The organism is Streptomyces sp. NPDC001663 (genome assembly GCF_042893105.1).
In the GTDB taxonomy this organism is placed as follows: domain Bacteria; phylum Actinomycetota; class Actinomycetes; order Streptomycetales; family Streptomycetaceae; genus Streptomyces.
Genome location: NZ_JBIAUR010000004.1, coordinates 116,046 through 140,548, shown reverse-complemented (window position 1 = coordinate 140,548; position 24,503 = coordinate 116,046). Strand labels below are relative to the sequence as shown.

Here is a 24,503-nt window from a genome sequence, read left to right as displayed (position 1 = left end):
GATCACGCCTTCCAGGCACCCGCCGCGGCAGCCTCCCGCGCGAAGTCGGTGAAGTCCCGCGGCTCACGGCCCAGCACCTCGCGCACGTCGTCCGTGAGGTGGGCGTTGCGGCCGTCCATCAGTGTCTCGAAGACCTCCACCAGCAACTCCACCTCCTCCGGTGGCACCCCGAACCCGGCCAGCGCCTCGCCGTACGCCCGCGTCGGAACCGGCGTGTACGTCAGCGGCCTCCCCGCCGCCGCGGCGATCTCCGCGACCGCCTCACGCCACGACAGCAGCCGCGGCCCGGTCAGCTCCAGCGTCCGCTCCACGTAACGGTCCCCGGCGCTCAGCACGGCCACCACCACGTCCGCGATGTCGCGCACGTCGACGAACGGCTCCTTCACCTCACCGCCCGGGAACACCAGCTCCCCCTGGCGCAACCCCTCCACCAGCGGCCCCTCGCTGAAGTTCTGCGCGAACCAGCTCGCCCGTACGACCGTCCAGTCCGCGCCCGAGGACCTCAGCGCCTCCTCGGCCGGCAGTGCCTGGTCCTCGCCGCGCGCCGACAGCAGCACCAGCCGCCGTACGCCGAGTCCGACCGCCTCCCGGGCCAGCGCCCCGATCGCCTCGGCCGCCGCGGGGGAGCCGATGTCCGAGGGGTACATCAGGTACGCCGCGTCCGCGTCCCGCAGCGCCTGAGCCCACGTCGTCGGGTCCTCCCAGTCGAAGCCCTGCGCACGGGACGCGGCCCGCACGGTCAGCCCGGCCGCCCTTGCGGCCTCGGCCACCCGGCTCCCGGTACGGCCCGAGGCCCCGGTCACCACAACTGTCGTCGTCTGCTTGCTCGCTGTGTTGTCCGCCATGCCTCCAGCCAACGGCAGCGGGCCTCGAGAGCCCATCGCTGAACGGCTCATTCCCATGTGCGGGCGTCTACGCTGACGCCATGGACGCTCCCCCACGCTCGAATGCGCTCACGCGGGGGGACCCCCTTTCGGGCTTGCTGGAGGGTCCTCGCGCACGCGGCGCTTTCATGATCCGTGCGTGTTTCGAACCGCCGTGGTGCATACGTATCGAGGACCGCGCCCCGCTGACGGTGATGCTCATGGTTCGCGGCGACGCCTGGATCGTGCCGGACGCGGGGGAGCGGACGCATCTTCGGGCCGGCGACCTCGCCATCGCCCGCGGCCCCGATCCCTACACGTGCGCCGACGACCCGGTCACCCCACCGCAGGCGCTGATCCTGCCCGGCGCCGAGTGCCACTACCCCGACGGCCGCTCCCTGAACGGCGTCATGGACCTCGGTGTGCGCACCTGGGGCGACCGGCTGGACGGCTCGGCCGTGATGCTGATCGGCACGTATCTGTGGGAGGGCGAGATCAGCGGGCGGCTGCTGAAGGCGCTGCCGCCGCTGCTGTCCCTCACGACCGACGTCTGGGACTGCCCGCTCACCCCGCTCCTCATGGAGGAGATCGTCCGGGACGAGCCGGGCCAGGAGGTCGTCCTGGACCGCCTCCTCGACCTACTGGTGATCGCCGCGCTCAGGGCCTGGTTCTCCCGCCCGGAGGCGGCGGCACCGGCCTGGTACCGGGCGCTTGCGGACCCCGTGGTCGGCCGTGTGCTGCGGCTGCTGCAGGACGATCCGGCGCACCCCTGGACGGTGGCCACGCTGGCGGCCAAGGCGGGGGTGTCCCGTGCCGCGCTGGCTCGCCGCTTCACGGAACTGGTGGGTGAGCCGCCGATGACGTACCTGACCGAATGGCGGCTCGCCCTCGCGGCGGATGCGCTTCGCGACAGCGACGACACGTTGGAGGCGATTGCCCGGCGGGTCGGTTATGGGAGTGCGTTTGCGCTGTCCAGTGCGTTCAAGAGGGTCTACGGGGTCAGTCCGCAGGAGCACCGGGGACGGGTGGCGACGTAGCCTCTGGTACGTGTACACGGAGAGGGCGTCCCGCTTGGCAGGCGCCGTCGTATGGACGAATACGCCGTCCGAAGCCGGTGTCGGGCGGGTGCTGCCCGACGGGTGCATGGATCTGCTGTGGCACGACGGGCGCCTGCTGGTCGCCGGACCCGATACGCACGCGTACGTCACCGAGGGCGCGGGCGGTGTGTGGATGGGTGTCCGCTTCTATCCGGGGACCGCGCCGACGCTGCTGGGCGTGCCCGCGCACGAGCTGCGCGACCGGCGCGTCGAGCTCGCCGAACTGCGGCCCGCCGCGGAGGTCCGCCGGTTCACCGCGCAGGTGAACTCGGCCGCCGAAACGGCCGGTGGGCTGGAGGAGCTGGCGTTGCGGCTGGCCGCGGACACCGAACCCCCCGATCCTCTGCTGCGGCAGGTCGTCACTGCACTCGACGGAGGCCGCCCGGTTGCGGCCACCGCCGACGAACTCGGTCTGGGCGCCCGGCAGTTGCACCGCCGCTCGCTGGCCGCCTTCGGCTACGGCCCCAAGACACTGGCCCGGGTGCTGCGGCTGCAGCGGGCGCTGGGGCTGGCCCGGCGGGGGGTGCCGTTCGCGGAGACGGCGGCCCGGGCCGGGTTCGCGGACCAGGCCCATCTGGCGCGGGACGTACGGGAGTTGGCGGGCCTGCCGCTCGGCGAGCTACTCGGCCGAGGGTAGCGGCGCGAACAGGTCGACACCGTTGCCGTCCGGGTCGTGCACGGTCGCGTACCGCTGTCCCCAGAAGGCGTCCCACGGCTTGAGCTCGCCGTGGTACCCGGCGCCCACAAGGTCGTCGTAGACGGAGTCGACCTCGGCGGGCGACGCGCACTGGAAGGCGAGGCCGATCCGGCCGCCACCGGCCGGCGGCCGCCACGCGGAGTGGAAGGAACGGATGGTCGCCTCGGTGTCCAGGGCGAGGATCAGGCCGCCGGGCAGATCGGCGGTGACGTGCGGCTGGTCCTCGGAGCCCTCGGGGAAGACGAGCCCGAGGCGGCGGTAGAAGGCGAGCGATGCGGCCATGTCGGAGGAGACCAGGCCGATCACGGCGAATTGTGGAGTCATACGGTCACCGTAGGCAGGACGGCCGCCGCCGGTCTTGAAGGAATCGGACAGGGCGGAAACTGTCGGTGAGCGTCGCCGTGCGGGCGTGAATTGATGTTGCCGGGCCGCACACGCGCCTCCCATCATGACCGGATGGACGACACCCCGAGCCGCCTGCCGGCCGCCCTGCCCGCCCTGCGCGCGAAGGCGAGTGCCGCGGGCTTCACCATGTCCTGCGAAGAGCGCACGGGAAGCCTTATGGCGGCGCTCGCGGCGGCCCGTCCGGCGGGCAGGATCCTGGAACTCGGCACCGGAGTGGGCGAGGGCACGGCCTGGCTCCTCGCCGGGATGGACCGGTCCGCCCGGCTGATCACCGTCGAGCTCAACGCCGGCGTCCAGGCCGTGGCGCGGGAGCACCTGGGCGAGGACCCTCGCGTCACGTTCGTGACCGAGGACGCCGGCACCTGGCTGGAGAAGTACGACGGCGACCCCTTCGACCTGGTCTTCGCGGACACCTGGCCCGGCAAGTTCACGCACCTGGACCGGGCCCTGGACCTGGTGGCCCTCGGCGGCACCTACCTGATCGACGACCTCGCCCCGCAGCCCGGCTGGCCGGAGGGCCACGAGGCCTCCGTCGCACGCCTGTTGGCAGATCTGGAGGCACGGACGGACTTCCGAAGCGTCCGCCTGGCGTGGGCGAGCGGATTGCTGATGGCGGTGCGTGCCACGCCTTGAACCGGCCCGTCGTTCACTCGAACGTGACGGGTCCGCGCGGAGTGTCCAAGGTGAAGGTGAGGCCCAGCGGCCCTTCGGACAGGGCGAGTTCGACGTCGACCGCGGAGAGCAGCGGGCGGATCTCGTCCGGGGCGGGGGCGCTGGCGGACAGCTCCAGCAGGGGGGTTACGGGCAGTCCGGTCGAGGTCGGGTGGACGGACGCGCCCCAGTCGATGAGGAAGGGCACCAGACCGGAGGGGTGCTGGGTGTCGCCGTCGGTCAGCCGCCACTCGAGCAGGGTGCCGTCGGGGCGGCGGCGGCTCATCGGGCGGATGGAGCCGGGGTCGTAGCCCCGGGCACGGGCGGTCTCGACGGCCGCGTCGAGGTCGGGCGGGCTGATGGCCCAGGTCACCGTCCGCGCGGAGGCCAGGTCGTCGACCGCGAACGGGCGCGGGCCGTCCGGATCCGACTGCTCCGGGTCCGGCCCGATGATCTCCAGGTAGCTCGAACCACCCAGCGACACAAGGTAGTTGTGGGTACCGCGGCCGACGTGCGCGCCGCCGGGGGCGGGCTCCACACCGGTACGCCGGGCGAAGTCGGCGACCGTCGCGGCCAGATCGGGAGTCGCGAGGACGAGGTGGTCCAGATGCGCGGGGATGGCGTTCATCGCAGCCGAGGCTACGCGGCGCCGACCCTGCAATGGAACACCTGTGCGGCACCGGCTCCTGCGTCCGGAGCACGCGCTCCACCCGGCAGATCCGGAACAGACGGTCCTCGACGGGGAACAGCAGGAGTCGAGGGTGGCGGGCGACCGCCCGCTCCGAGTCCGTGCGCATGGCGGAGAGGAAGCGGGGGCCGGTGTACCCGAGGTCCCGCAGACCCAGTTTCAGCGCGCCCGCGGCCGGGCCGTCCGTGCGGTCCGCGTCGAGCACGAAGCCGAGGTCCCGGGGCGGGTGTCCCCCTCCTTCCGGTCCCACGACCGCTCCACCGACTCCGGGTCGGTGGGCCGGGGCGGCTCCAGTCCGTCGTCTCCCACCCGCGCGAACTCGTCCCCGCGCACGACGCGGTACCGCACCCCGCACGCCTCCACCTCGTCCACCGGCTCCCGCTCCAACACTGCGACGACGGCGAGCAGTTCACGTCGTGCGGCCCGGTCGTCCGTGTCGTCCTTCGCGGTGAAGAACAGATGCCACTGCAGCCCGTCCCGCCGGACCGCGCTCCCTTCAGCGGTCGAGAAGGCGCAGGCCCAGCGAGGTTGCCCAGTGCCGTACGTACTGGCCGTCCCGGTGGCTGGAGACCAGCCCTCCGTCGCGCAGGACGCCGAGCTGGTAGCTGGCGCTCGGCAGGGCGATGCCGGCGGCCGTCGCCACCTCGGACGTGGTGCGGGCGCCGTGACAGGCGAGGTCGGTCAGCACCGCGGTCCGGGTACGGCCCAGCAGCCGCTCCAGCCCGTCCCTGCTCGCGCGGACGATCTCCAGGGGCTGCTTGGCGACCGGATAGACCAGTACCGGCCCGAGACCGGGGTCGGCGAGGGCGGTGGGCCTGCGCCAGCAGAAGTAGGAAGGGATGAGCAGCAGACCGCGCCCTTCCAGGTGGAGGTCCCGATCGACGGGATAGTCCACCTCCAGGACGGGAGCGTTCCACCGGGCGAGCGGGCGCAGCCCGTCGAGAAGGGCGAAGGTGCCGCCGCCGAGGAGCGCGCGTGAGCGCAGCTCGACATCGTCGCCGACGGCCGTGCGGATGTGCGGCCAGTACGGGTCGAGCAGTGTCCTGCAGGAGAGTTCCAGGGCTCTCGTCAGCGATCGCAGGGCCCTGGTGCCCGGTCCGTCGAGGGCGGAGACCCAGGACGGGAGCGGGCGCGACTCGGCGAGCCGGGACAGCTCGTGTGTCAACCGGGTGCGGGAGGTGGCCCGCACCTCGTCGAGGCCGGCGGACAGGTCTCCGGACGCGACCGGCGGGGTGAGGAAGTCGGGAATGTAGCCGAGGGGAGGAATCAGCGTCTGTAAGGGCAGCAGCGCGCGCCTGGCACGCGTGTCCGTGACGAGCCTGTCCTGCACCGAACGGCGCCAGTGCCCGAATTCGAGCGGCCCCTGACGGGTCGTCAACCGGCAGACCCCGCAGATGAGTTCCCACAACGGATGGGGCCGGTTCGCGACCCGGATGTTCTGCATGTCCTGCGAGGTGAAATGGATGCGGAGCATACGGCCTCTTCCCTGCGCGATATCAGTGCGCAGTGTCAGTGGGGGGTACGGCCGCGCGGAAACCGGCGCGCCACTACTGGTGACGGTTGCCGCTGTCGCATGGTTGGGTCGCATCCCGGTCACCCCGACCGGGCTCGTCCACACCCCCTAGACGCGTGGGCCTGCCGTGCTCGCCCGTTCCACCAACCGCGTCGACAGCTCCGTGCGGGTGCCCTCCGGGCGGTTGCCGTCCATCATGCGGACCAGCAGGTGCAGGGCCGTTGCCGCCATTTCCGACAGGGGCTGGCGGACCGTCGTGAGGGCGGGGGTGATCCAGCGGGACTCGGGCAGGTCGTCGAAGCCGACCACGCTGATGTCGTCGGGCACCGTCACCCCCCGTTCCGCCAGCGCCGCGTACACACCCAGCGTCATACGGTCCGAGCAGACGAACACCGCGGTGGGAGGCTCGCGCAGATCGAGCAGGTCCAGCATGCGGCGCCGCGCGATCGACTCGTCGAAGCCGGCATGGCGGACGTACTCGGGACGGTGCCGCACCCCGGCCGACGCCAGCGCCGAACGGTAGCCGGCGACCCGCGCGCTGCTGCACATCTTGCGCTGATGACCGGCGATGACGGCGATGCGCTCATGGCCGAGAGACAGCAGGTGCTCGGTCGCCGTCACACCGCCCTGCCAGTTCGCCGCACCCACCGACACCACACCCGGCGGCGGTTCGAGGACCGGGTCGATCAGGACGTACGGAATGCGGTGCTGGTCCAGCCACGCGTACTGCGAAGGCGTCAGCTCGGCCAGGTTGAACAGCACCCCGGACGAGCCGCGCGCGATCAGCTTGTCCAGCCAGCCGCGCTCCGGCCGCCCGCACCGGGTCCTGGTCAGTCCCGCCGAGACCACGACCTCGAGACCGGCGTCGTGCGCCGCCGCCTCGACCCCGTGCAGCACCGCCCCCGACCAGGAGCTGGCCAACGAGTGCACGACCAGGTCGACCAGGCCCGGTACCTTCGCCGCGTCGAACCGGGGTCTGCGGACATAGCCGAGCCGGTCCAGCGCCTCCGTCACCCGGCGGCGCGTCTCCGGTGCCACGTCCTCCCTGCCGTTGACCACCTTGGACGCGGTCGGCACGGACACGCCCGCCTCCCGGGCCACGACCGCCAGCGTCGGCCCGGCCGCCACGCTCGCACTCCCCGTACGGACCATCGGGAACCACCTCTCCGGCCCGCCCGAGGGCCATGAAAAGTTTCGACCAGCGCGAAATAGTAAGCGCTTCCTACCCTAGGTTCGCCGATTGCGGTGCGGAAGAGGTCGGACTTCGCAGGTCTTCACGGTTCCGGACTTTCGAAACTTCGAACACAGCGGCCGCCATGGGCACGCGAGGGCCACTGCCGGGCGGGCTGCTACCAGCAGGTGAGCCGGAAGCCCGCGAAGTCCGCCGTGAACGCCGCGTCCACCAGGTCCACGGCGTGGATGCCGGCCATCGCGCCCGTGAACCGCAGCTTGGACCCGTGGTCGTCGGAGAGCTTGCCGAAGTCCAACGGTTCTCCGACCGGTGTTCGGACCCCGTCCCGCAGGTACCAGAACCGCGCCGCGGCGCCTTCGACCGTCACGCCCAGCGTCAGCGGTCCTTCCGCGTCGACCGCTACGACGGCTGCCTGTCGGGTGTCGGACTCCTCGCGCTCCACGAGGCTCAGCACCGTACGGCCCGTACCCCGCCACTGCTGCCCGTGCTGTTCCTCGCCCTCCGGTTCGGCCCACGTGACGTCGAGGCTGAGATAGGCCTCGGTGTTGTACCAGAGCGCCAGCCCGGCCGCCTGTGTGAAGGTGGACGGCCGCGCCTCGACGGTGACTTCGGCCTCCGCCCGGTGTTCGGTGATCCGCTGCGCGAGCAGGCTGTGCGCCCAACGGGACTCGGGACCGTGCCTGCCGCGCAGCCGGATCCAGCCCGGGCGGCTCGCGGTGTCGGCCCAGGACGGGTCCGGTGCCGTACGCAGGCTGCTCCACGGCCAGCCCAACGGGTCCTCGGACGAGGTGAGTCGGGGCGGCAGTGGCTCGGGGCGAGTCGGTACGTCGACCTCGACCGCCGGATGCGCACCCCCGTGTCGCAACCGCGGCCGGCCTTCCTCGTCCCAAGCCACCGCCTGGATCGCCGTCTCCCGGCCGAGCGTGCAGCGCGGTCCGTCGGGCGTGTGGACCGGACGGGCGGTCAGGTGGCTCAACACCCAGTCGCCGTCCGGAGTTTGCACGAGCTCGCCGTGCCCCGCCTTCTGCAGCGGCAGCGACGGGTCGTCCCGGCTCGTCAGCAGTGGCCGGTCGTCGAGCTCGTACGGCCCGGTGATCGCGCGCGAACGCGCCACCCGCACCCCGTGCTCGAAGCCCGTGCCACCCTCGGCCAGCACCAGGTGGTACCAGCCCTCCCGGCGCAGCAACTTCGGTCCCTCGATGAGCCGTTCGTGCTGCAGCAGCAGGTGGGTACCACCGACCGGGTTCAGCGTCTCCCGGTCCAGCTCGGTCAGGACGATCCCGGCGAACCGGCGTCCACCCGGTCGGTGGTCGTTCTGCAGGTTGAGCAGCCACAGCCGCCCCTCGTGATGGAACAGCGCGGGGTCGAAGCCGTGGCTCGCCACCCGGCGCGGCGGCGACCACTTCCCGTTCACCTCCGCGGCCGTACTGACGTATGCGTCGACGTCGAAGTACGGCGTCCCGACCGAGCGGACGACCGAGTAGACCACCCAGAACCGTTCGCCGTCCCAGCTCAGTGACGGCGCCCAGATGCCGCCGGAGTCGGGCACCCCGGCCAGCGAGTCGTCGGGAGCGGCCCCGCGCACATGGCCCGCGTACTCCCAGTGGGCCAGGTCGCGGGAGCGGTGGATCGGGATGGTCGGGAACCACTCGAAGGAGCTCGTCGCCACGTAGTACCAGTCGCCGACCCGGACCAGCGAGGGGTCGGGGGCGAAGCCGCGGATGACGGGGTTGTGCAGCAGCGTCACGTCAAAGCTCCTGGTGCGACGGTCACTTGAGGGCCCCCAGGGTGACGCCGGTGCGCCAGTAGCGGCGCATCGCGACCATCATGATCGCCATGGGGATGATGGACAGCAGCGCGCCGGTCAGGACCAGGCTGGTGACGTCGATGCCGGACTCCAGGCGCTTGCCGGACCAGTTGTAGAGGCCGATGTTGAGGGTCCAGTTCTTCTCGCCGCGCAGCACGGTGAGGGGGAGGAAGAAGGCGTTCCAGGTGTTGACGAAGGCCAGCAGGAACACCGTCGCGCCACCCGTCGTCATCATCCGCAGCACGATGCTGAAGAAGATGCGCAGCTCGCCGGCGCCGTCGATGCGGGCCGCCTCGAGGAGTTCGTACGGGATCGTGGCCTCGGTGTAGACCTTGGCGAGGTAGACGCTGAACGGGTTGATCAGGCAGGGGATCAGCATCGCCCAGGGGGTGTCGACCAGGCCGATCTTCGAGAAGAGCAGATAGAGCGGCATGGTCAGCAGGGCGATCGGGATCAGGAACGAGCCGACCACGCACGCGAACACCAGGTTGCGGCCCGGGAATTGGAAGCGGGCCAGGCCGTAGCCGGTGGCGAGCGCGAGCAGGGTGCCGCCGAGTGAGCCGACGCCTGCGTACAGGAAGGAGTTGGCGGTCCAGCGCAGGAAGATGCCGTCCTCGTAGGTGAACACCTGATGCAGGTTGTCCCAGAGGTGCCAGCCGGAGAACCACAGGCCGTTGCTCTGGTAGAGGCCCACGCGGTCCTTGGTGGCGGCGACCATCAGCCACCACACCGGGAACAGGCTGTACATGCTGGCGAGGATCAGGCCGAGCAGCAGGAAACGCTGGCCGCCGCGCGAACGGGCCGCCGGGTCCGGGCGGTTGAGGCGGCGGACCGTGCGGGTCGTGGCGCGTTCTTCGGTGAGCGTCATCAGTCCGCCTCCCTTGACGTCAGCCGGTAGAAGAGGAAGGAGGCGACGCCGAGGATCAGCGCGAGCAGCACCGAAAGGGCCGCGGCGTAGTGGTAGTTGCCGGCGTTGAACGCCTGGTTGTAGATGATCATGATCGGGGTGAAGCTGTCGCTGACCGTCTGCGGGGTGATGTTCCTGAACAGCGCGGGCTCGTTGAAGATCTGCAGCATCTGGATGATCGACAGCATGCCGGTCAGCACCAACGCGCCCCGGACGTAAGGGATTTTGATGCTCAGGGCGATGCGGCGCTCGGATGCTCCGTCGAGCCGCGCGGCCTCGAACAGCTCGCGCGGAACGCCTTGCAGCGCCGAGTAGATGATCACCATGTTGTAGCCGACCCCGTGCCAGGTGAGCAGATTGCCGATGGACGGCCAGACCATGGAAGGCGCGAAGAAGTTCCAGTCGAAGCCGAAGACCTTGCCCAGCGGAGTCAGCGGGCCGACGTCGGGGCTGTACAGGTTGATCCACACGATCGCTGCGACCACCCCGGGGATCATGTACGGCACCAGGAGGAGTATCCGGAAGCGGCCGGCCGTCTTCGAGGCCAACGTGTCGAGGAACAGGGCCAGTGCGAGGCTGATCAGGAGCATCAGCGGGATCTGCGCGCAGGCGAACAGCACCACCCGCAGCACCGAACCCATGAACGCCGAGTCGGTCAGGCCCTGTTGGTAGTTGTCCAGCCCGGAGAACTTCTCCGTCGAGCCGCCGAGCCCCAGCCCGGACTGCTGCTCGCGGTACAGCGACTGGTAGACCGCGTACCCGATCGGGAGCAGATAGAGGAAGACGAAGCCGAGCTGGAAGGGCACCGTGAAGGCGGCACCCTTCCAGCGCAGTGAACGGATCATCGGTTCTCGACCTCAGCCTCTAGCCCTTGACGCTGATGCCGCGGGACTTCAGGTCCTTGACCGTCCACTCCTGCATGTGCGCCAGTAGATCGGTGACCTTCTCCTGCTTGTTGACCACCTTCGCCCAACCGGCCTGCATCTCCGTGAACATGGCGGTCCAGTCCGGGCCGAAGGTCCAGTCGGTGGTGATGGTGTTCAGGCTGTCCGTCACGACCTTCTGGGCCGGCTCGTAGTTCTTGCCGAGGAGCTTGTCGGAGATCGCCTCACCGACGTAGGAGTTGCTGTCGGCCAGCGCCGGCATCACACCGTTGCCGGTGGTCGGGCTCGCCATCGTCTTGACCGCGCCGGTGTTGGTGGACATCCACAGCGCGGCCTCGGCGGCCTGCTGCACGTTCTTGCACTGCTTGGTCACCAGCGTCACGCTGCCGGTCAGGTTGGTGCCGGCCGGCGTCTTCGCCGCCTCGCCCTGGTAGGTCGGCCAGGGCGAGAGCGCCCACTTGCCGAAGGACTTGGTGAAGTTCTGCACCATGCCGGCCATCTGCCAGGTGGAGATCTGCCGGGTCGCGGTGCCGCCGTTGTCGTAGTTGCGCTGCACGGCCGCGTAGTCGGCGAAGGACAGCTTGGAGTTGAGGTCGTTGTCGATGATCTCCTGGATCACCTTGGCGGCCTTCAGGGTGCCCGCGTCCTGGAAGTCCACCTTCCAGGAGTTGCCGTCGATCGAGTACCAGTGCGCGCCGGCCTGCATGGCCAGGACCTCGAGGGTGCTCGGGTCCTCACCGGCGTAGTTGGTGATCTTGATGCCGTGCTTCTTCAGGACCTTGCCCGCGGCGATGAAGTCGTCCCAGGTGGCGGGGGGCTTGATGCCGTACTTGGTGAAGATGTCGGTGCGGTAGATCGTGAAGTTGGGCGCCGAGCTGGTCGGGACGCCGTAGAGCTTGCCCTGGACCTGCGCGCTCGCCCAGGAGCCGGAGTTGAACTTGTCCTTGTTCGACCCGACGTACTGGGTGATGTCGGCGAGTGCGCCCTGCGAGACCCAGCTGGTCACGTACTCGGCGGTGTTCTGCACCAGACAGGGCGCGTTGCCCGCCTTGACCGCGTTGGTCAGCTGCTTCTGCATGGTCAGCTGGTCGGTGACCTTGGTGTACTTGAGCTTGACGTCCTTGTGCGAGGCGTTGAACGCCTTGGCGACGGCCTCCTGACCGTTGGCCCAGCCCCAGAACGGGAGGGTGACCGGGCCCGACGACTTGGCGTCGTCCCCGGAGTCGGAGCCGCCGCAGGCGGAGAGCAGACCGGTGAGTGCGAGTCCCGCGACAGCGGCGTGGGCGAACCTTCTCCGGGGGTTGGTGAAGTTCATCTGACCGTGTTCCTTCGGAATGTAGGGCGTCTCTGAGAGGACGGCGGCTCGGTGAAGGCCGGGAACGGCGGCCGGGAATCCGTCGGCTCGCGGCTGCGGGGGGTCGGCCAAGCGGAAGCTGTAGTAAGCGGTTGCCGCGACGGTAGGCCGATCGGTCCGGCCGTAGCAAGAGGTGTGCCGGAATTTATTGGGTCACGCTGGCAAATTGGCTGGTGGGAGCGAGAAACCGGTTACGAAACGATCGCTTCTCGCGCCCTCCTCGGCTGTGTTCAGCCCCGCGGAGGCGGCTGAACGGAGTTGCGTACGACGACATGGGTGCCCAGCACCAGATGGTCGCCGTCGGCGCCCTTGCGGCGGCCCGCGCCGCCCTCGCGCCGGTCGGCCACCGCGCGCAGCGCGACGCGGCCCATCTCCTCGTACGGCACGTGCACGGTGGTCAGTTGGGGAGTCAGCTGGGAAGCAAGCGGGATGTCGTCGTAGCCGACGATGGAGACGTCCTCCGGCACTCGCAGCCCGGCCGCACGCAGCGCCTGCATGGCGCCCGCGGCGACCACGTCGGTCCCGGCGAGGACGGCGGTGAAGTCCGGCGTCTCGTGCAGGGCCGACTCGACGGCGCCGTACCCGTGCTCGTCGTCGTACGGACCGTGCCGCACCATGCCCGGGTCGAACGGCACCCCGTACGCCTCGAAGGCCCGCTGCGCACCTCTCAACCGGCCCTGGGCCGTGGTGAGTTCGGCGGGCCCGGGCAGCACCAGGACCCTGCGGTGGCCGGCCGACAGCAGATGGCTGGCCATCGCGTAGGCGCCGCCCTCGTTGTCGTAGTCGACCGTCGTGGCCGGGACGTCGCCCTCCAGGGGCGGCCTGCCGACCAGCACCAGGTGAGAGCCGGCCGCGTCGAGGGAGCGGGCGAAACGGGCCATGCGCAGCTGGTACTCGTCGTAGTCGTAGGCGCCGCCGAGCAGCACCACCGCGGCCACGCCCTGCTGACGCATCATGTTGACCAGCGCGAGCTCCCGCTCGGGGTCGTCGCCGGTGGTGCCGACCAGGGAGAGCCAGCCGCGCAGGGTGGCGGCGCCCTCGACTCCCTTGGCCACGTGGGCGAACGCGGCGCCGGTGATGTTGTTGATGAGGATGGCGACCGTCGGCGTACCGCCGCCGGCGAGGGAGCGGGCGTGCGCGTTGGTCACGTAGTCCAGGTCCCGGACGACCTTCATCACCCGGCGGCGCAGGTCCTCCGACACCGGGTAGTTGCCGGACAGGACGCGCGACACGCTCGCGACCGAGACCCCTGCTCGCTCCGCCACGTCGCGGATGGTGGCCCGTCCGGCGTCACCGGCCGCTTTGCGCTGACTCACCGTTGCGGCTCCTTCACCCTCACGACTGCTGCCCCGGCCGGCGGGGGATGCAGGCTCTTGCCGTACGGCAGATGACCGTGCCCCCGGCCGGTTCGGAAACCGTATCCCATTGTTTCTCCGGGGGGACGGGCTGTGGATAAGGGGGAGGAGCGGTACTCGTCGGAGGCGGGCGGAGGGCCGCTGTCCGAACCCCGGCCGGGATGCCGGCATCGGCCCTCACGCGACACGTGCCATGTCCGAGTGCCGCACCTCATGGACCGGTGGCAGGCCCGCGACCAGGCGTTCCAGTTCCTCCACGACGATACGGCCGAGGCGCTGCAGCTCGTTGCCGAGCGAGCCCGCGATGTGCGGGGTGAGGAAGACGTTGGGCAGGCGGTACAGCGGCGAACCGGCGGGCAGCGGTTCGGGTTCGGTGACGTCGAGGATCGCGTGCAGCCGGCCGGAGACCAGCTCGTCGATGAGCGCGTCGGGGTCGACCAGGGCGCCGCGCGAGGTGTTGATCAGGAAGCCGCCGTCCCGGATGAGTGCGAGCCGGGCGGCGTCGAGCATGCGGTAGGTCTCGGGGATGTCGGGGGCGTGCAGCGAGACGATGTCGCTGTGCTGCAACAGGTCGTCCAGCGGCAGGAGTTCGGCACCGAGGGCGGCGGCGTCGGCGGGGCTGACGTAGGGGTCGTGGAGCAGCACCGTGAAGTCGAACGGCCGTAGCAGTTCCAGCAGTCGACGGCCCACGCGCGAGGCGCCGATGATCCCGATCCGGCGGCCGACGTTGCCCGTGCGTGCGGTCTCGGCGTCGGTCGGGTAGGTGTGGGTGACGCGGAAGCGCTCGCGGTGGGTGAAGGTGTCCTTCCCGGCGAGCAGGATCATCGCCAGGGTGTACTCCGCGACGGGCAGGGCGTTGCCGGTCACCGCGCTGGAGACGGTGACCCCGCGCTCCCACACCGCATCGCCGACCAGCGAGCGGACCGAGCCCGCGGCGTGCAGGACGGTGCGCAGTTCGGGTGCGGCGGCGAGGACGCCGGCGTCGAGGTGGGGGCAGCCCCATCCGGTGATGAGCACCTCGGCCCGGGCGAGGGCCTTGGCGGCGGCCGGATCGGCGAAGTCCCGTACGACGAGCCCGGAGTCGAGGTCGGACGCCTGCCTGAGCCGGGCCATGAGCGGCGGAGGGAAGAGCAGGGGGAGATGCACCGGATCCATCGCGAACACGACCCTCGGTGGCTGGGGGTTGGGCATGGCTCTCCTGACACGCTGGATGACACGGGATGGAAACTGTTTCAGAAAGCGCCTTCTACCGTAGGTCTGCCGCGAAGCGATGGTCAATCGGTGGGAAGAGCGGCGCGATGGCGGGTTCGCTCCGATGGTCTACGGTCCTTGATCCCGCTCTGGGGCGAAATCGGTTACTGCGGTTTCCCAGGCCGGGTCGTGTCTCGGGGACGGCTTTGGCAACCGGTTGCCGCTCTGACCAGCACCGTAACCACTTCAGCCCCCCGTACCCAGCGAGACCACAGTTTTCGAAAACTCGTCAGGCCTCTTGACGTGCCGTGCTCCCGGACGGAAGCTCCCTGCACCGCATAGCAACCGGTTCCCGAAACATTCGCACGCCGCATCCATCCCTGCGCCGCGTGCGAGGGCCTGTCCCCTCATCCATCTCAGCGAAGAGAGTGGGTAGTTCATGCGCTCCCAGGCCGGTGCTCCCGTGAGCCGCCGCCGCTTTCTCGCCCTCTCGGCAGCCGGTGCCGCGGCCGGTGCGGCATCACTCAGTGGCTGCGCTCTGCAGGTTTCCACCGGGGTCAGCGGCTCGGGCGAGACCGTCACCATGATGGTCAAGGCCGACGACCTCTCGCCCGACCTGGTCAAGCAGGCCAAGAAGGACACGGGCATCACGATCAGGCGGGTCGACTACGACATCACCAAGCTGATCGCGATGCTCACGAGCGGCAACCCGCCGGACCTGGTTCGTGCCGTCGGCGCCACGGACGCGGCGTACTTCGCGGCCCGTGACGTGATGGAGGAGCTCGACCCCTACTTCGCCAAGAGCAGCGTCCTCGAGGTCGACGACCTGGACCCGGTCAACGACCTGTGGCGCTACGACGGCAGGACCCAGGGCAAGGGCGCCCGCTACGGCATGGCCAAGGACTTCTCCCAGGACTCCATGTACTGGTACAACACCGCGGCCTTCGACAAGAAGGGCGTCGACCACCCGTCCGAGAGCGAGCCCGCCACCTTCGAGGAGTGGCTGGAGAACGCCAAGCGTCTCGTCCAGCGTTCGAAGGGGCAGACGACCGTCTCGGGCGGCAGCTACAACGGACTGACCAAGCTCACGCTCATGGCGACCATGACCGCCTCGGCCGGCGGCAGCCTGTTCAGCGACGACTTCTCCCGCGTCGACTTCACCACCCCCGAGGCCCGCAAGGCGCTGGCCTGGTACATCGACTACTGCAGGCTCAAGGTCGGGCCGAGCGCCATCCAGCCCGATCCCAACGGCTGGGACGGGCCGACGTACCAGGCCGGACGGCTGGCCATGTCGAACACCGGCTACTGGATGGGTGGTCTGATCGGCGCCGACAAGAAGCTGGCGCAGGTCTCCCGTCTGGCTCCCGCACCGGTCTTCGCGGGCGGCCCGCGCATCAGCGCCTGCCAGGGCGGCACGGGCCTGTGGATGCCGCGCAAGGCGAAGAACAAGGACGCCGCGTGGCGGATCTTCGAGTGGTTCTTCGGTGAGGCACCGGCCAGGGCGCGCGCGTCCAGCGGCTGGGGCATCCCGAGCCTGAAGTCCCTCCGGTCGCTGATGCCCCATCAGACGGACTACCAGAAGCGGACGCTGACGGCGCAGCAGAACGAGCTGAAGCACTTCTCGGTGGTCTCCCTCACCCCCTACATCACGGGCGACGCCTTCGAGTCCCTCTACAACCAGGTCACCCCGGCCGCGATGAAGGGCGAGATGTCCGTCGACACCCTCGCGGGACGCCTGAACTCGGTCATCAACGAGCAGCTCAAGCGCGGTAAGGAGCAGGTGGGATGACGGTCGATCAGGTCACCTCGGTCGCGGGCCGCTCACGCGCGGCCGGGAGCGCGGGGCGGGCAGGGTCCGCCGACCGCACCGGGCCCTCGATGACGACGCGCAGGCACCGCGCCTTCTACATGTTCACCTCGCCGTGGATCATCGGCTTCGCGCTGCTGACCATCGCGCCCATGGCGTACGCGCTGTGGCTGAGCTTCACCACGTACGACGGCATCTCGCCGAACTGGCACTACGTGGGCCTCGGCAACTACCGCGAACTCATCGGCGATTCGCAGACCTGGGACTCCCTGGGCCGCGCGGGCCTGTTCGCGGTGATCTCGGTGCCGCTGTCGATCGTCGCGGGGCTCGGGCTCGCCGTTCTGATCAACCGTCCGGTCAAGGGGCGCGGGCTGTTCCGCACGCTGCTGTATCTGCCGGCCGTGGTGCCGCCGGTCGGCGCGGGCATCGCCTTCAAGAACCTCTTCGACCAGAACGCCGGTGCCGCGAACGGGGTGCTGACCTTCTTCGGCTTCGACGCCATCGGCTGGCTGGCCGACCCCTACGCCCGCTACGTGCTCATCATGACCGTGCTCTGGGCCGCCGGGAACGTCATGATCATCTCGCTGGCCGGGCTGCAGGACGTGCCTCGCGAACTCCATGAGGCCGCCCGGATCGACGGCGCGAGCGCCTGGCGGAGCTTCCGCAGCATCACCGTGCCACTGCTGTCGCCGGTACTGCTGTTCCAGACCGTGACCGGGGTGATCGCCTCGGTGCAGACCATCATGCCGATGCTGCTGGCGCCTCTCGGGACCCCGGCCGGACTCAGCGGCATCCCGCAGTCCAACTACACGTACATGATCCACGTGTTCTCGGAGTACTTCGCGCTCGGCCGCTACGGATACGCCTCCGCACTGCTGTGGGTGCTCTTCGTCCTGATCCTCATCGTGACCGGACTCATCTTCAAGTTCACGTCCGGCGTGGTGTTCTACAACGTCGACCAGGAGGCGAAGAAGTGACCGCCACCAGTCTCCACCCCAAGTCTCCGGCCCGCGCGCGGATACGCGTCAACCGGCTCGTCCTCTACACCGTCCTCGTCGCCGTCACCGGGCTGTTCCTCGGCCCGTTCGGCTGGCTGGTCCTCACCGGCCTGAAGGCCCCGTCCGAGCTGGCCGCCGCACCCGTGCACTGGCTGCCCGCGCACTTCCAGTGGCACAACTTCGCCGACGCCTACAAGCTCGTCGACTTCCTCGGCTACGCCCGCAACTCCCTGATCATCGCCACGATCTACGCCACCCTGGTCACCCTCAGCTCCGCCTGGGTCGGCTTCGGCTTCGCCCGCCTCACCGCCCCCGGCAAGAAGACCCTGTTCGGCATCCTCATCGGCTCGATGATGCTGCCGCAGATGATCACCCTGTTGCCGACCTACCTGATCTTCGCCAAGCTCGGCATGGTCGACACGTACTGGCCGTGGGTGCTGTGGGGCCTGTCGTCCGCGCCGTATCTGGTCTTCCTCTTCCGGCAGTTCTTCGCCGGACTGCCCCGTGAGCTGGAGGAGGCGGCGATCGTCGACGGCTGCGGGTACGGCGGGATCTTCTGGCGGATCTTCCTGCCGCAGTCCTGGCCGGTGCTGTCCGCGAGCTTTGTCATCGCCTTCACCTGGACCTGGGGCGACTACATCGCGCCCCAACTCCTGCTGTCCACCGACCGATCCACCCTCGCCGTGGCCGTGATGTCCACCTACGTGTCCTCGGCCGGCACGCCCGTCACCAACCTCCAGGCCGCCGCCTCCGTGATGTACGTCGTCCCGATCCTGCTGATCTTCCTCGTCGCTCAGCGCGGTTTCGTCTCCGGGATGTCCACCTCGGGCCTCAAGTAGCCCTGATTGCCGACCTGTTGCAAGGAGTCGCACATGAACACGCCCCTGTCCCGCCGCACCGCCCTCCAGGCCGCCGGTGCCACCGTGCTCGCCGCCGGTCTGTCCGGTGGTCTGACGGCCACGGAGGCCCACGCCGACGAGGACAACTCCGCGCCGAAGCTGGTCACGTACCCCCGTCCGTCCAGCGTGCCGACCAACACCAGCTTCAAGGTGCGGGTGCGCACGGCCCCCGACGGCGACTGGCAGACCCTCGACATCTACCGCCCGCAGCTGGAGGAGATCAACCCGAACACCGGCTCGGGCAAGGTCTACAACTCCTCGATGGTGTACTTCGACTTCCAGGGCTCCGTCGAGATCGAGGTGACCTACCTCAAGGGCGGCACCACCAAGGTGCGGGTGAGACCGGACTCGTACGGCATCAAGCCCGAACTCGGCGGCGACACCCTGGTGTTCACGCTCGACGAGCCGAAGGACCTCGTCGTCCAGATCAACGACGAGATCTTCGACTGTCTGCACATCATCACCAACCACGTCGACCACCACCCGTGCAGCGCCGACGACCCGGACGTCATCTACTTCGGCCCCGGCGTGCACACCGTCACCGGAAACGTCCTCAACGTCCCCAGCGGCAAGACGGTCTACCTGGCCGGCGGTGCCGTGCTGACCGCGAAGGTCTACTTCAAGGACGTGGAGAAGGCCGGCCTCACCGGGCACGGGGTGCTCTACAACAACCCAGGCGGCGCCATCCTCTGCGAGGGCAGCAAGAACATCCGCGTCGAGGACGTCATCATTCTCAACCCGGCCGGCTACGCGGGCACCTTCGCCGAGAGTGAGAACGTCCACGTCAAGAAGGCGCGTGCGTTCAGCTCGAAGGGCAATGGAGACGGTTTCGACGTCTTCTCCTCGACCGGGGTCGTCTTCGACGGCTGCTTCATGCGCAACTCCGACGACTGCATCGCCATCTACGCCCATCGCTGGGACTACTACGGCGACACCCGGAACATCACCGTGCAGAACTGCACCCTGTGGGCCGACGTCGCCCACCCCGTCAACGTCGGCACGCACGGCAACACCGACGCCCCAGAGACGATCGAGAACCTCGTCATCAAGAACATCGACATCCTCGACCACCGCGAACCGCAGATGAACTACCAGGGCTGCATCGCCCTCAACCCCGGCGACTCCAACCTCATCAAGAACGTGCGCATCGAGGACGTTCGGATCGAGGACTTCCGCTGGGGCCAGGTCATCTACATGAAGGTCATGTACAACACGAAGTACAACACCTCGGTCGGCCGCGGCATCGAGGACGTCTACGTCAAGAACCTCAGCTACACGGGCACCCACGCCAACCCGTCGATCTTCCTGGGCTACGACGCCGATCACGCGATCAAGAACGTCACCTTCGAGAACCTGGTGATCAACGGCGTCGTCATCGCCGACTCGATGAAGAAGCCCACCTGGTACTACACCACCGACGCCATCCAGTGGTTCTACAACGAGCACGTGACGAACCTGAAGTTCATCACGACCGCCGAGGCCGAGGCGGCCGCCGCGTCATGATCACCTCTGCTACCAGCCGCCGGGGCTTCCTCGGCGGCGCGGCTGCCCTGCTGCTGACGTCCGGTGCGAGCGGACTGCTCGTGCCGGGCGCCGCCCGGGCGGCCGAGAACGACACCGGCAGCCGGAGCTTCACACACCCCGGCCTGCTGCACACCGCCGACGACCTCGCCCGGATGAAGACCGCCGTCGCCGCCAGGCAATCGCCCGTCTTCGACGGCTACTTGGCGTTCGCCGCGCACGCCCGCTCGCAGTCGACGTACACGATCCAGAACACCGGGCAGATCACCACCTGGGGCCGCGGTCCCACCAACTTCCAGAACCAGGCCGTCGCCGACTCGGCCGCCGCCTACCAGAACGCGCTCATGTGGGCCGTCACCGGCAACCGGGCGAACGCCGACAAGGCCCGCGACATCCTGGGCGCCTGGTCGGCCTCGCTGACGGCGATCACCGGCGCCGACGGGCCGCTCGGCGCGGGGCTGCAGGCCTTCAAGTTCGTCAACGCCGCCGAACTGCTCCGCCACAGCGGCTACGACGGTTGGGCGGACGACGACATCGCGCGCTGCGAGGCGTCCTTCCTCGACGTCTGGTATCCCGCCGTCTCCGGCTACATGCTCTACGCCAACGGCAACTGGGACCTGACGGCCCTGCAGACCATCCTGGCCATCGGCGTGTTCTGCGAGGAGCCCGTGCTCTTCGAGGACGCCCTGCGCTTCGCCGCGGCCGGCGCTGGCAACGGCAGCATCCCGCACCGCATCGTCGCCGACGCGGGACAAGGCCAGGAGTCCGGCCGCGACCAGGGCCACGAGCAGCTCGCCGTCGGCCTGACCGGCGACATCGCCCAGGTCGCCTGGAACCAGGGCGTCGGCCTGTGGGGCTTCGACGGCAACCGCGTCCTGGCCAACTTCGAGTACGCCGCCCGCTACAACCTCGGCGGCGACGTCCCCTTCACCCCCGACCTCGACCGCACCGGCAAGTACATCAAGACGGCCGTTTCCGCCACCGGCCGCGGCACCCTCCCGCCCATCTACGAGATGGCCTACGCCCACTACGCCGGCGTCCGCGGCCTCGACGCCCCGTACACCAAGGCCGCCGTCTTCCGCGGCACCGGCGGTGCCCGCGTCGTCGAGGGCAGCAACGACGACCTGCCCAGCTGGGGCACCTTCGCCTACGCCGACGCGACAGCTCCCTCGTCCACCGTGCCGACGGCTCCCGCGGGCGTCACCGCGGTCGGCAACTCCGATGCGGTCGCCGTGAGTTGGCTGCCGTCCTCGTGGGCGAGCACGTACACGGTCCGCCGGGCCACCAAGCCCGAGGGCCCGTACGAGACGATCGCCACCGGCGTCGACAAGACCACCCACACCGACGATGCCGTACGGCCGGGCCGGACCTACTACTACACGGTCACCGCCACCAACTCCCAGGGCAGCAGCGGTGATTCGGGCCTCACGTCCGCCACCGCAGGACTCCCGACCCCCTGGTCCACCCAGGACCTCGGCAGCGTGCGGATCCCCGGCTCCGCCGCCTACGACGGCGAGCGCTTCGTCCTGGAGGCGAGCGGCACCGCCGACACCTACCGCCTCGTCCACCTGCCGCTGCCCGGCGACGGCTCGGTCACCGCGCGCATCGTGTGGCCGCTCAGCTCCCAGTACTCCAAGATCGGCGTCACCCTCCGCGCCTCCCTCGACGCGGACGCGGCGCACGCCGCCATGCTGATCCAGGGGCTGCCGCTGCACACCTGGAGCGGCGTGTGGAGCGTACGGCCGAGCGCCGGCGCCGACACCTCGGCGACCGGCAGCACACCCGTGCCGCCCGCCCAGCAGGCCGCGATCACCACCAACGCGGCCTTCCCGATCTCCAACCTCGGCACGCTCCCCGAGTCGGCCACCCCGCTCGAGGCCCCGTACGTCGAGGGCGCGGGCGACGGCTACCGGCTGCGGGCGCCGTACTGGGTCCGTCTCACCCGCAAGGGCCGCCGCTGCACGGGCGCGATCTCCCCGGACGGCATCCGCTGGACCCAAGTCGGCTCCACCGAGGTCGAGTTGGGGCACATCGCGTACGCCGGTCTCGTCCTCACCTCCTGCCTCGGCGTCGACCAGGACTACGCCGAGACCGGCACCGGCGCCTTCGACAACGTCACCGTGACCTCGGCGTCGGGCGAGGTGTGGTCCGTGCAGAAGCCGTCCCGGGCCGCCGGGAACCTCACGGCCGTGAGTGGTGCCGACGCCGTCGAGCTGGCCTGGACCGACCCGGACCTCTCCGCCCGCTACAAGGTGCTGCGCGCCACGGACGCCGACGGCCCGTACCACACCGTCGCGACCGGCATCGGGCCCGTCGGCTTCGGTACCCGTATCCAGTACACGGACGCCACGGGCGCGCCCGGCACCACGTACCACTACGTCGTCGCGAAGACGAACGCCGGCGGTCGCGGGCCCCTTTCGGAGCCGGCGTCTGCCCGGATGCCGACGCCCTCCGTGCCCCAACTCAACTCCGCGACAACGGCGTTCGCCAACAAGGGGGTCCCCTTCCGGCACCTCCTGCGGGCCTCGCACGAGCCGATCCGCTTCACTGCGGACGGCCTCCCCGACGGCCTGCGCGTCGACAGGCGCACCGGCCTGATCTGCGGAACCCCCAACGAGACCGGTGAGTTCCCCGTCGCCACCACCGCCGGCAACGCGGCCGGAGACGGGTCCGCCACCCTCACCCTCACCGTCGGCACACCCCCGCCCGCCCCCTGGACCTACAGCGACCTCGGCGACGTGATCCTCGACGACCGGGCGTACGGGACGCTCGGTGTGGTCGCGATCCGCACGCAGGGCTGCACGTCGTACGAGGACGGGACCTTCACGGTCCGCGGCGCGGGCGTCGACCTGACCGTCAACAACCAAGGAATGACAGGGCAGTTCGTACGGCAGCCCGTCACCGGCGACTGCACGGTCACCGCCCGGCTGGTCTCCCGCAGCGGAGCCACCGCCGACCGGGTGGGCCTGCTGATGGCCAAGTCCCTGTCACCGTTCGACCAGGCCGCCGGAGTGATCGTCACCGGCGGGACCTCCGCGCAGCTGATGCTGCGCAAGACCGTGGCCGGTGCCTCCGCGTTCTCCGGCACCGCCACCGTTCAACTGCCCCTGCTGCTGCGGCTGAAGCGCACCGGGACCGCCTTCGCCGCAGCGGTTTCCACCGATGACGGCGCCACCTGGACCGCCCTCGCCTCCGGCGAGATCCCCGGCTTCGGTGACGCCCCCTTCCACGTGGGCCTGGTGGTCTGCTCGCGCAGCCCCCTGGCCCTCGGCACCGCCCGGTTCGAAGAGGTGAGCATCACCCCCGACTGAATCCCCCCACGGATTGGAGTCGCACAACATGAGCCGCATATCCCCCCACCGAGCCCCTTCCCCCCACCAGTCCCCTGAGCAAGGCGAGTTGAGCCGCCGCGGTCTGCTGAGGACCGCCGGCGGTCTCACGGCCGCACTCGCCCTCGGGGGCTCGGCGGCCGCGCTGGCGGGCAACACCGCCGACGCGGCACCGTCGACCTGGACCCACCCCGGCATGCTGCACAATGCCGGCGACATCAACCGCGCCAAGGTCAAGGTCGCGGCGAAGACCGACCCCTGGCTGTCCGGCTGGAACAGGCTGACCGCCAACTCCCACTCGCAGTCCACCTGGACGCCCAACCCGCAGGCCACGATCATCCGAGGCGGCACGGGCGAGAACTACGGCATCCTCTACAACGACATCGCCGCCGCCTACCAGAACGCCCTGCGCTGGCAGGTCGGCGGCACGGCCGCCAACGGCGACACCGCGGTCAAGATCCTCAACGCCTGGTCGTCCAAGCTGACCAGCCTCACCGGGAACGCCGACCGGTTCCTCGCGGCCGGCATCTACGGCTGGGAGTTCTGCCAGGCCGCCGAACTCATGCGCGGCTACGCCGGGTTCGACCTCGCCGCGTTCCAGAAGATGATGGTCAACGTCTTCTATCCGCTCAACAACAGCTTCCTGACCAACCACAACGACGCCTGCATCACCAACTACTGGGCGAACTGGGACCTGTGCAACATGGCCTCGATCATGGCCATCGGGATCCTCACCGAGAACGCCGCCAAGTACGACCAGGCCGTCACCTACTTCAAGTCCGGCGCCGGCAACGGCTCCATCGCGCACGCGGTCCCGTACCTGTACACCGACTCCGACGGCTACGCCCTCGGCCAGTGGCAGGAGTCCGGCCGCGACCAGGGCCACACCGTCATGGGCATGGGCCAGATGGGCGCGATCTGCGAGATGGCCTGGAACCAGGGCGACGACCTGTACTCGTACGACAGTCGCCGTTTCATGAAGGCCGCCCAGTACGTCGCCAAGTACAACATCGGCCAGGACGTGCCGTACACCACCTACACCTGGGGCACCGGCCAGAGCTGCGCCCAGTCGTCCCAGACGGTGATCTCCTCCGGCTCCCGCGGCCAGGTCCGCCCGGTGTGGGCCATGCTCCACTTCCACTACAACCGGCGGCTGTACCTGGACGACAAGTACATCTCGGCCATGTACTACAACCTCGTCGCCCCCGAAGGCGGAGGAGGTGACTACGGCTCCACCAGCGGCGGCTACGACCAGCTGGGCTTCGGCACGCTGATGTACGCGAAGTAACCGTTTCCGGCCACCGGCCGTGTACGCCAAGTAGCGGTCAAACCGCGCTCTGTACCG

The 24,503-nt window shown here is 69.7% G+C and carries 20 protein-coding genes and 2 pseudogenes; 9 read left to right on the top strand and 13 right to left on the bottom strand.

What is annotated here, in order from left to right; genetic code table 11:
• Positions 1-2: 2 nt before the first annotated feature.
• Complete coding sequence (locus ACFY1L_RS14600) at positions 3-845, bottom strand: NAD(P)H-binding protein (protein WP_388823162.1); 843 nt, start codon at positions 843-845, stop codon at positions 3-5.
• A 167-nt stretch (positions 846-1,012) separates the two neighbouring features.
• Here ACFY1L_RS14600 and ACFY1L_RS14595 point away from each other — a divergent pair, with 167 nt between their 5' ends.
• Together ACFY1L_RS14595 and ACFY1L_RS14590 are read left to right on the top strand one after the other, a co-directional pair.
• Positions 1,013-1,900 (top strand): AraC family transcriptional regulator, encoded by an 888-nt coding sequence (locus ACFY1L_RS14595; protein WP_388823160.1) that lies wholly within the window; start codon positions 1,013-1,015, stop codon positions 1,898-1,900.
• 10 nt (positions 1,901-1,910) lie between these two features.
• Entirely contained in the window at positions 1,911-2,597 is a 687-nt protein-coding gene (locus ACFY1L_RS14590; RefSeq protein WP_388823159.1) for a DUF6597 domain-containing transcriptional factor, read from the top strand.
• Here the strand turns inward: ACFY1L_RS14590 and ACFY1L_RS14585 are convergent.
• On the bottom strand, positions 2,580-2,981 hold the full coding sequence (locus ACFY1L_RS14585; protein WP_388823157.1) for a VOC family protein: 402 nt from the start codon (positions 2,979-2,981) through the stop codon (positions 2,580-2,582). The two genes, ACFY1L_RS14590 and ACFY1L_RS14585, sit on opposite strands and share 18 nt — an antisense overlap.
• Positions 2,982-3,113: 132 nt before the next feature.
• Between ACFY1L_RS14585 and ACFY1L_RS14580 the strand changes: the two genes are divergently transcribed.
• On the top strand, positions 3,114-3,695 hold the full coding sequence (locus ACFY1L_RS14580) for an O-methyltransferase (protein ID WP_388823155.1): 582 nt from the start codon (positions 3,114-3,116) through the stop codon (positions 3,693-3,695).
• Between the two features lie 13 nt (positions 3,696-3,708).
• Here the strand turns inward: ACFY1L_RS14580 and ACFY1L_RS14575 are convergent, their stop codons facing one another.
• The 11 genes and pseudogenes from ACFY1L_RS14575 to ACFY1L_RS14525 form a co-directional block, all read right to left on the bottom strand.
• Entirely contained in the window at positions 3,709-4,341 is a 633-nt protein-coding gene (locus ACFY1L_RS14575) for a VOC family protein (RefSeq protein ID WP_388823153.1), read from the bottom strand.
• Positions 4,342-4,510: 169 nt separating this feature from the next.
• Positions 4,511-4,606: pseudogene (locus ACFY1L_RS14570) on the bottom strand (hypothetical protein); the annotation flags it as partial.
• Positions 4,561-4,923: pseudogene (locus ACFY1L_RS14565) on the bottom strand (DUF5954 family protein); the annotation flags it as partial. The pseudogenes ACFY1L_RS14570 and ACFY1L_RS14565, both read right to left, overlap by 46 nt.
• Positions 4,898-5,875, bottom strand: a complete 978-nt coding sequence (locus tag ACFY1L_RS14560; RefSeq protein ID WP_388823151.1) for an ArsR/SmtB family transcription factor — start codon at positions 5,873-5,875, stop codon at positions 4,898-4,900. The pseudogene ACFY1L_RS14565 and the gene ACFY1L_RS14560, both read right to left, overlap by 26 nt.
• A gap of 147 nt (positions 5,876-6,022) precedes the next feature.
• The gene (locus ACFY1L_RS14555; RefSeq protein WP_388823149.1) at positions 6,023-7,066 is read right to left on the bottom strand and encodes a LacI family DNA-binding transcriptional regulator; all 1,044 of its coding nucleotides are present in this window, start codon (positions 7,064-7,066) and stop codon (positions 6,023-6,025) included.
• A 197-nt stretch (positions 7,067-7,263) separates the two neighbouring features.
• Positions 7,264-8,853, bottom strand: a complete 1,590-nt coding sequence (locus ACFY1L_RS14550) for a family 43 glycosylhydrolase (RefSeq protein WP_388823147.1) — start codon at positions 8,851-8,853, stop codon at positions 7,264-7,266.
• Positions 8,854-8,875: 22 nt separating this feature from the next.
• Positions 8,876-9,781: a carbohydrate ABC transporter permease gene (locus ACFY1L_RS14545; protein ID WP_388823145.1), complete on the bottom strand. Its 906-nt coding sequence runs from the start codon at positions 9,779-9,781 to the stop codon at positions 8,876-8,878.
• On the bottom strand, positions 9,781-10,665 hold the full coding sequence (locus tag ACFY1L_RS14540; protein WP_388823143.1) for a carbohydrate ABC transporter permease: 885 nt from the start codon (positions 10,663-10,665) through the stop codon (positions 9,781-9,783). Before ACFY1L_RS14540 ends, ACFY1L_RS14545 begins: the two co-directional genes overlap by 1 nt.
• Positions 10,666-10,684: 19 nt before the next feature.
• Positions 10,685-12,019, bottom strand: a complete 1,335-nt coding sequence (locus ACFY1L_RS14535) for an ABC transporter substrate-binding protein (protein ID WP_388823141.1) — start codon at positions 12,017-12,019, stop codon at positions 10,685-10,687.
• Between the two features lie 269 nt (positions 12,020-12,288).
• Positions 12,289-13,374: a LacI family DNA-binding transcriptional regulator gene (locus ACFY1L_RS14530; RefSeq protein WP_388823139.1), complete on the bottom strand. Its 1,086-nt coding sequence runs from the start codon at positions 13,372-13,374 to the stop codon at positions 12,289-12,291.
• 216 nt (positions 13,375-13,590) lie between these two features.
• Positions 13,591-14,604, bottom strand: a complete 1,014-nt coding sequence (locus ACFY1L_RS14525) for a hydroxyacid dehydrogenase (protein WP_388823137.1) — start codon at positions 14,602-14,604, stop codon at positions 13,591-13,593.
• A gap of 439 nt (positions 14,605-15,043) precedes the next feature.
• Here ACFY1L_RS14525 and ACFY1L_RS14520 point away from each other — a divergent pair, with 439 nt between their 5' ends.
• From ACFY1L_RS14520 to ACFY1L_RS14495, 6 genes are read left to right on the top strand one after another with little or no spacing between them, the layout of a single operon-like run.
• On the top strand, positions 15,044-16,393 hold the full coding sequence (locus tag ACFY1L_RS14520) for an extracellular solute-binding protein (protein ID WP_388823135.1): 1,350 nt from the start codon (positions 15,044-15,046) through the stop codon (positions 16,391-16,393).
• Entirely contained in the window at positions 16,390-17,388 is a 999-nt protein-coding gene (locus tag ACFY1L_RS14515) for a carbohydrate ABC transporter permease (RefSeq protein WP_388823133.1), read from the top strand. The genes ACFY1L_RS14520 and ACFY1L_RS14515 overlap by 4 nt, the downstream gene beginning before the upstream one ends.
• Positions 17,385-18,248 (top strand): carbohydrate ABC transporter permease, encoded by an 864-nt coding sequence (locus ACFY1L_RS14510; RefSeq protein ID WP_388823131.1) that lies wholly within the window; start codon positions 17,385-17,387, stop codon positions 18,246-18,248. Before ACFY1L_RS14515 ends, ACFY1L_RS14510 begins: the two co-directional genes overlap by 4 nt.
• Positions 18,249-18,281: 33 nt before the next feature.
• Positions 18,282-19,811 carry a glycosyl hydrolase family 28 protein gene (locus tag ACFY1L_RS14505; protein WP_388823129.1) on the top strand — a complete coding sequence of 510 codons (1,530 nt, stop codon included), beginning with the start codon at positions 18,282-18,284 and terminating at the stop codon, positions 19,809-19,811.
• Positions 19,808-23,140: a putative Ig domain-containing protein gene (locus ACFY1L_RS14500; protein ID WP_388823127.1), complete on the top strand. Its 3,333-nt coding sequence runs from the start codon at positions 19,808-19,810 to the stop codon at positions 23,138-23,140. Before ACFY1L_RS14505 ends, ACFY1L_RS14500 begins: the two co-directional genes overlap by 4 nt.
• A 28-nt stretch (positions 23,141-23,168) precedes the next feature.
• Positions 23,169-24,446 carry an alginate lyase family protein gene (locus tag ACFY1L_RS14495; RefSeq protein WP_388823125.1) on the top strand — a complete coding sequence of 426 codons (1,278 nt, stop codon included), beginning with the start codon at positions 23,169-23,171 and terminating at the stop codon, positions 24,444-24,446.
• Positions 24,447-24,503: the final 57 nt, after the last annotated feature.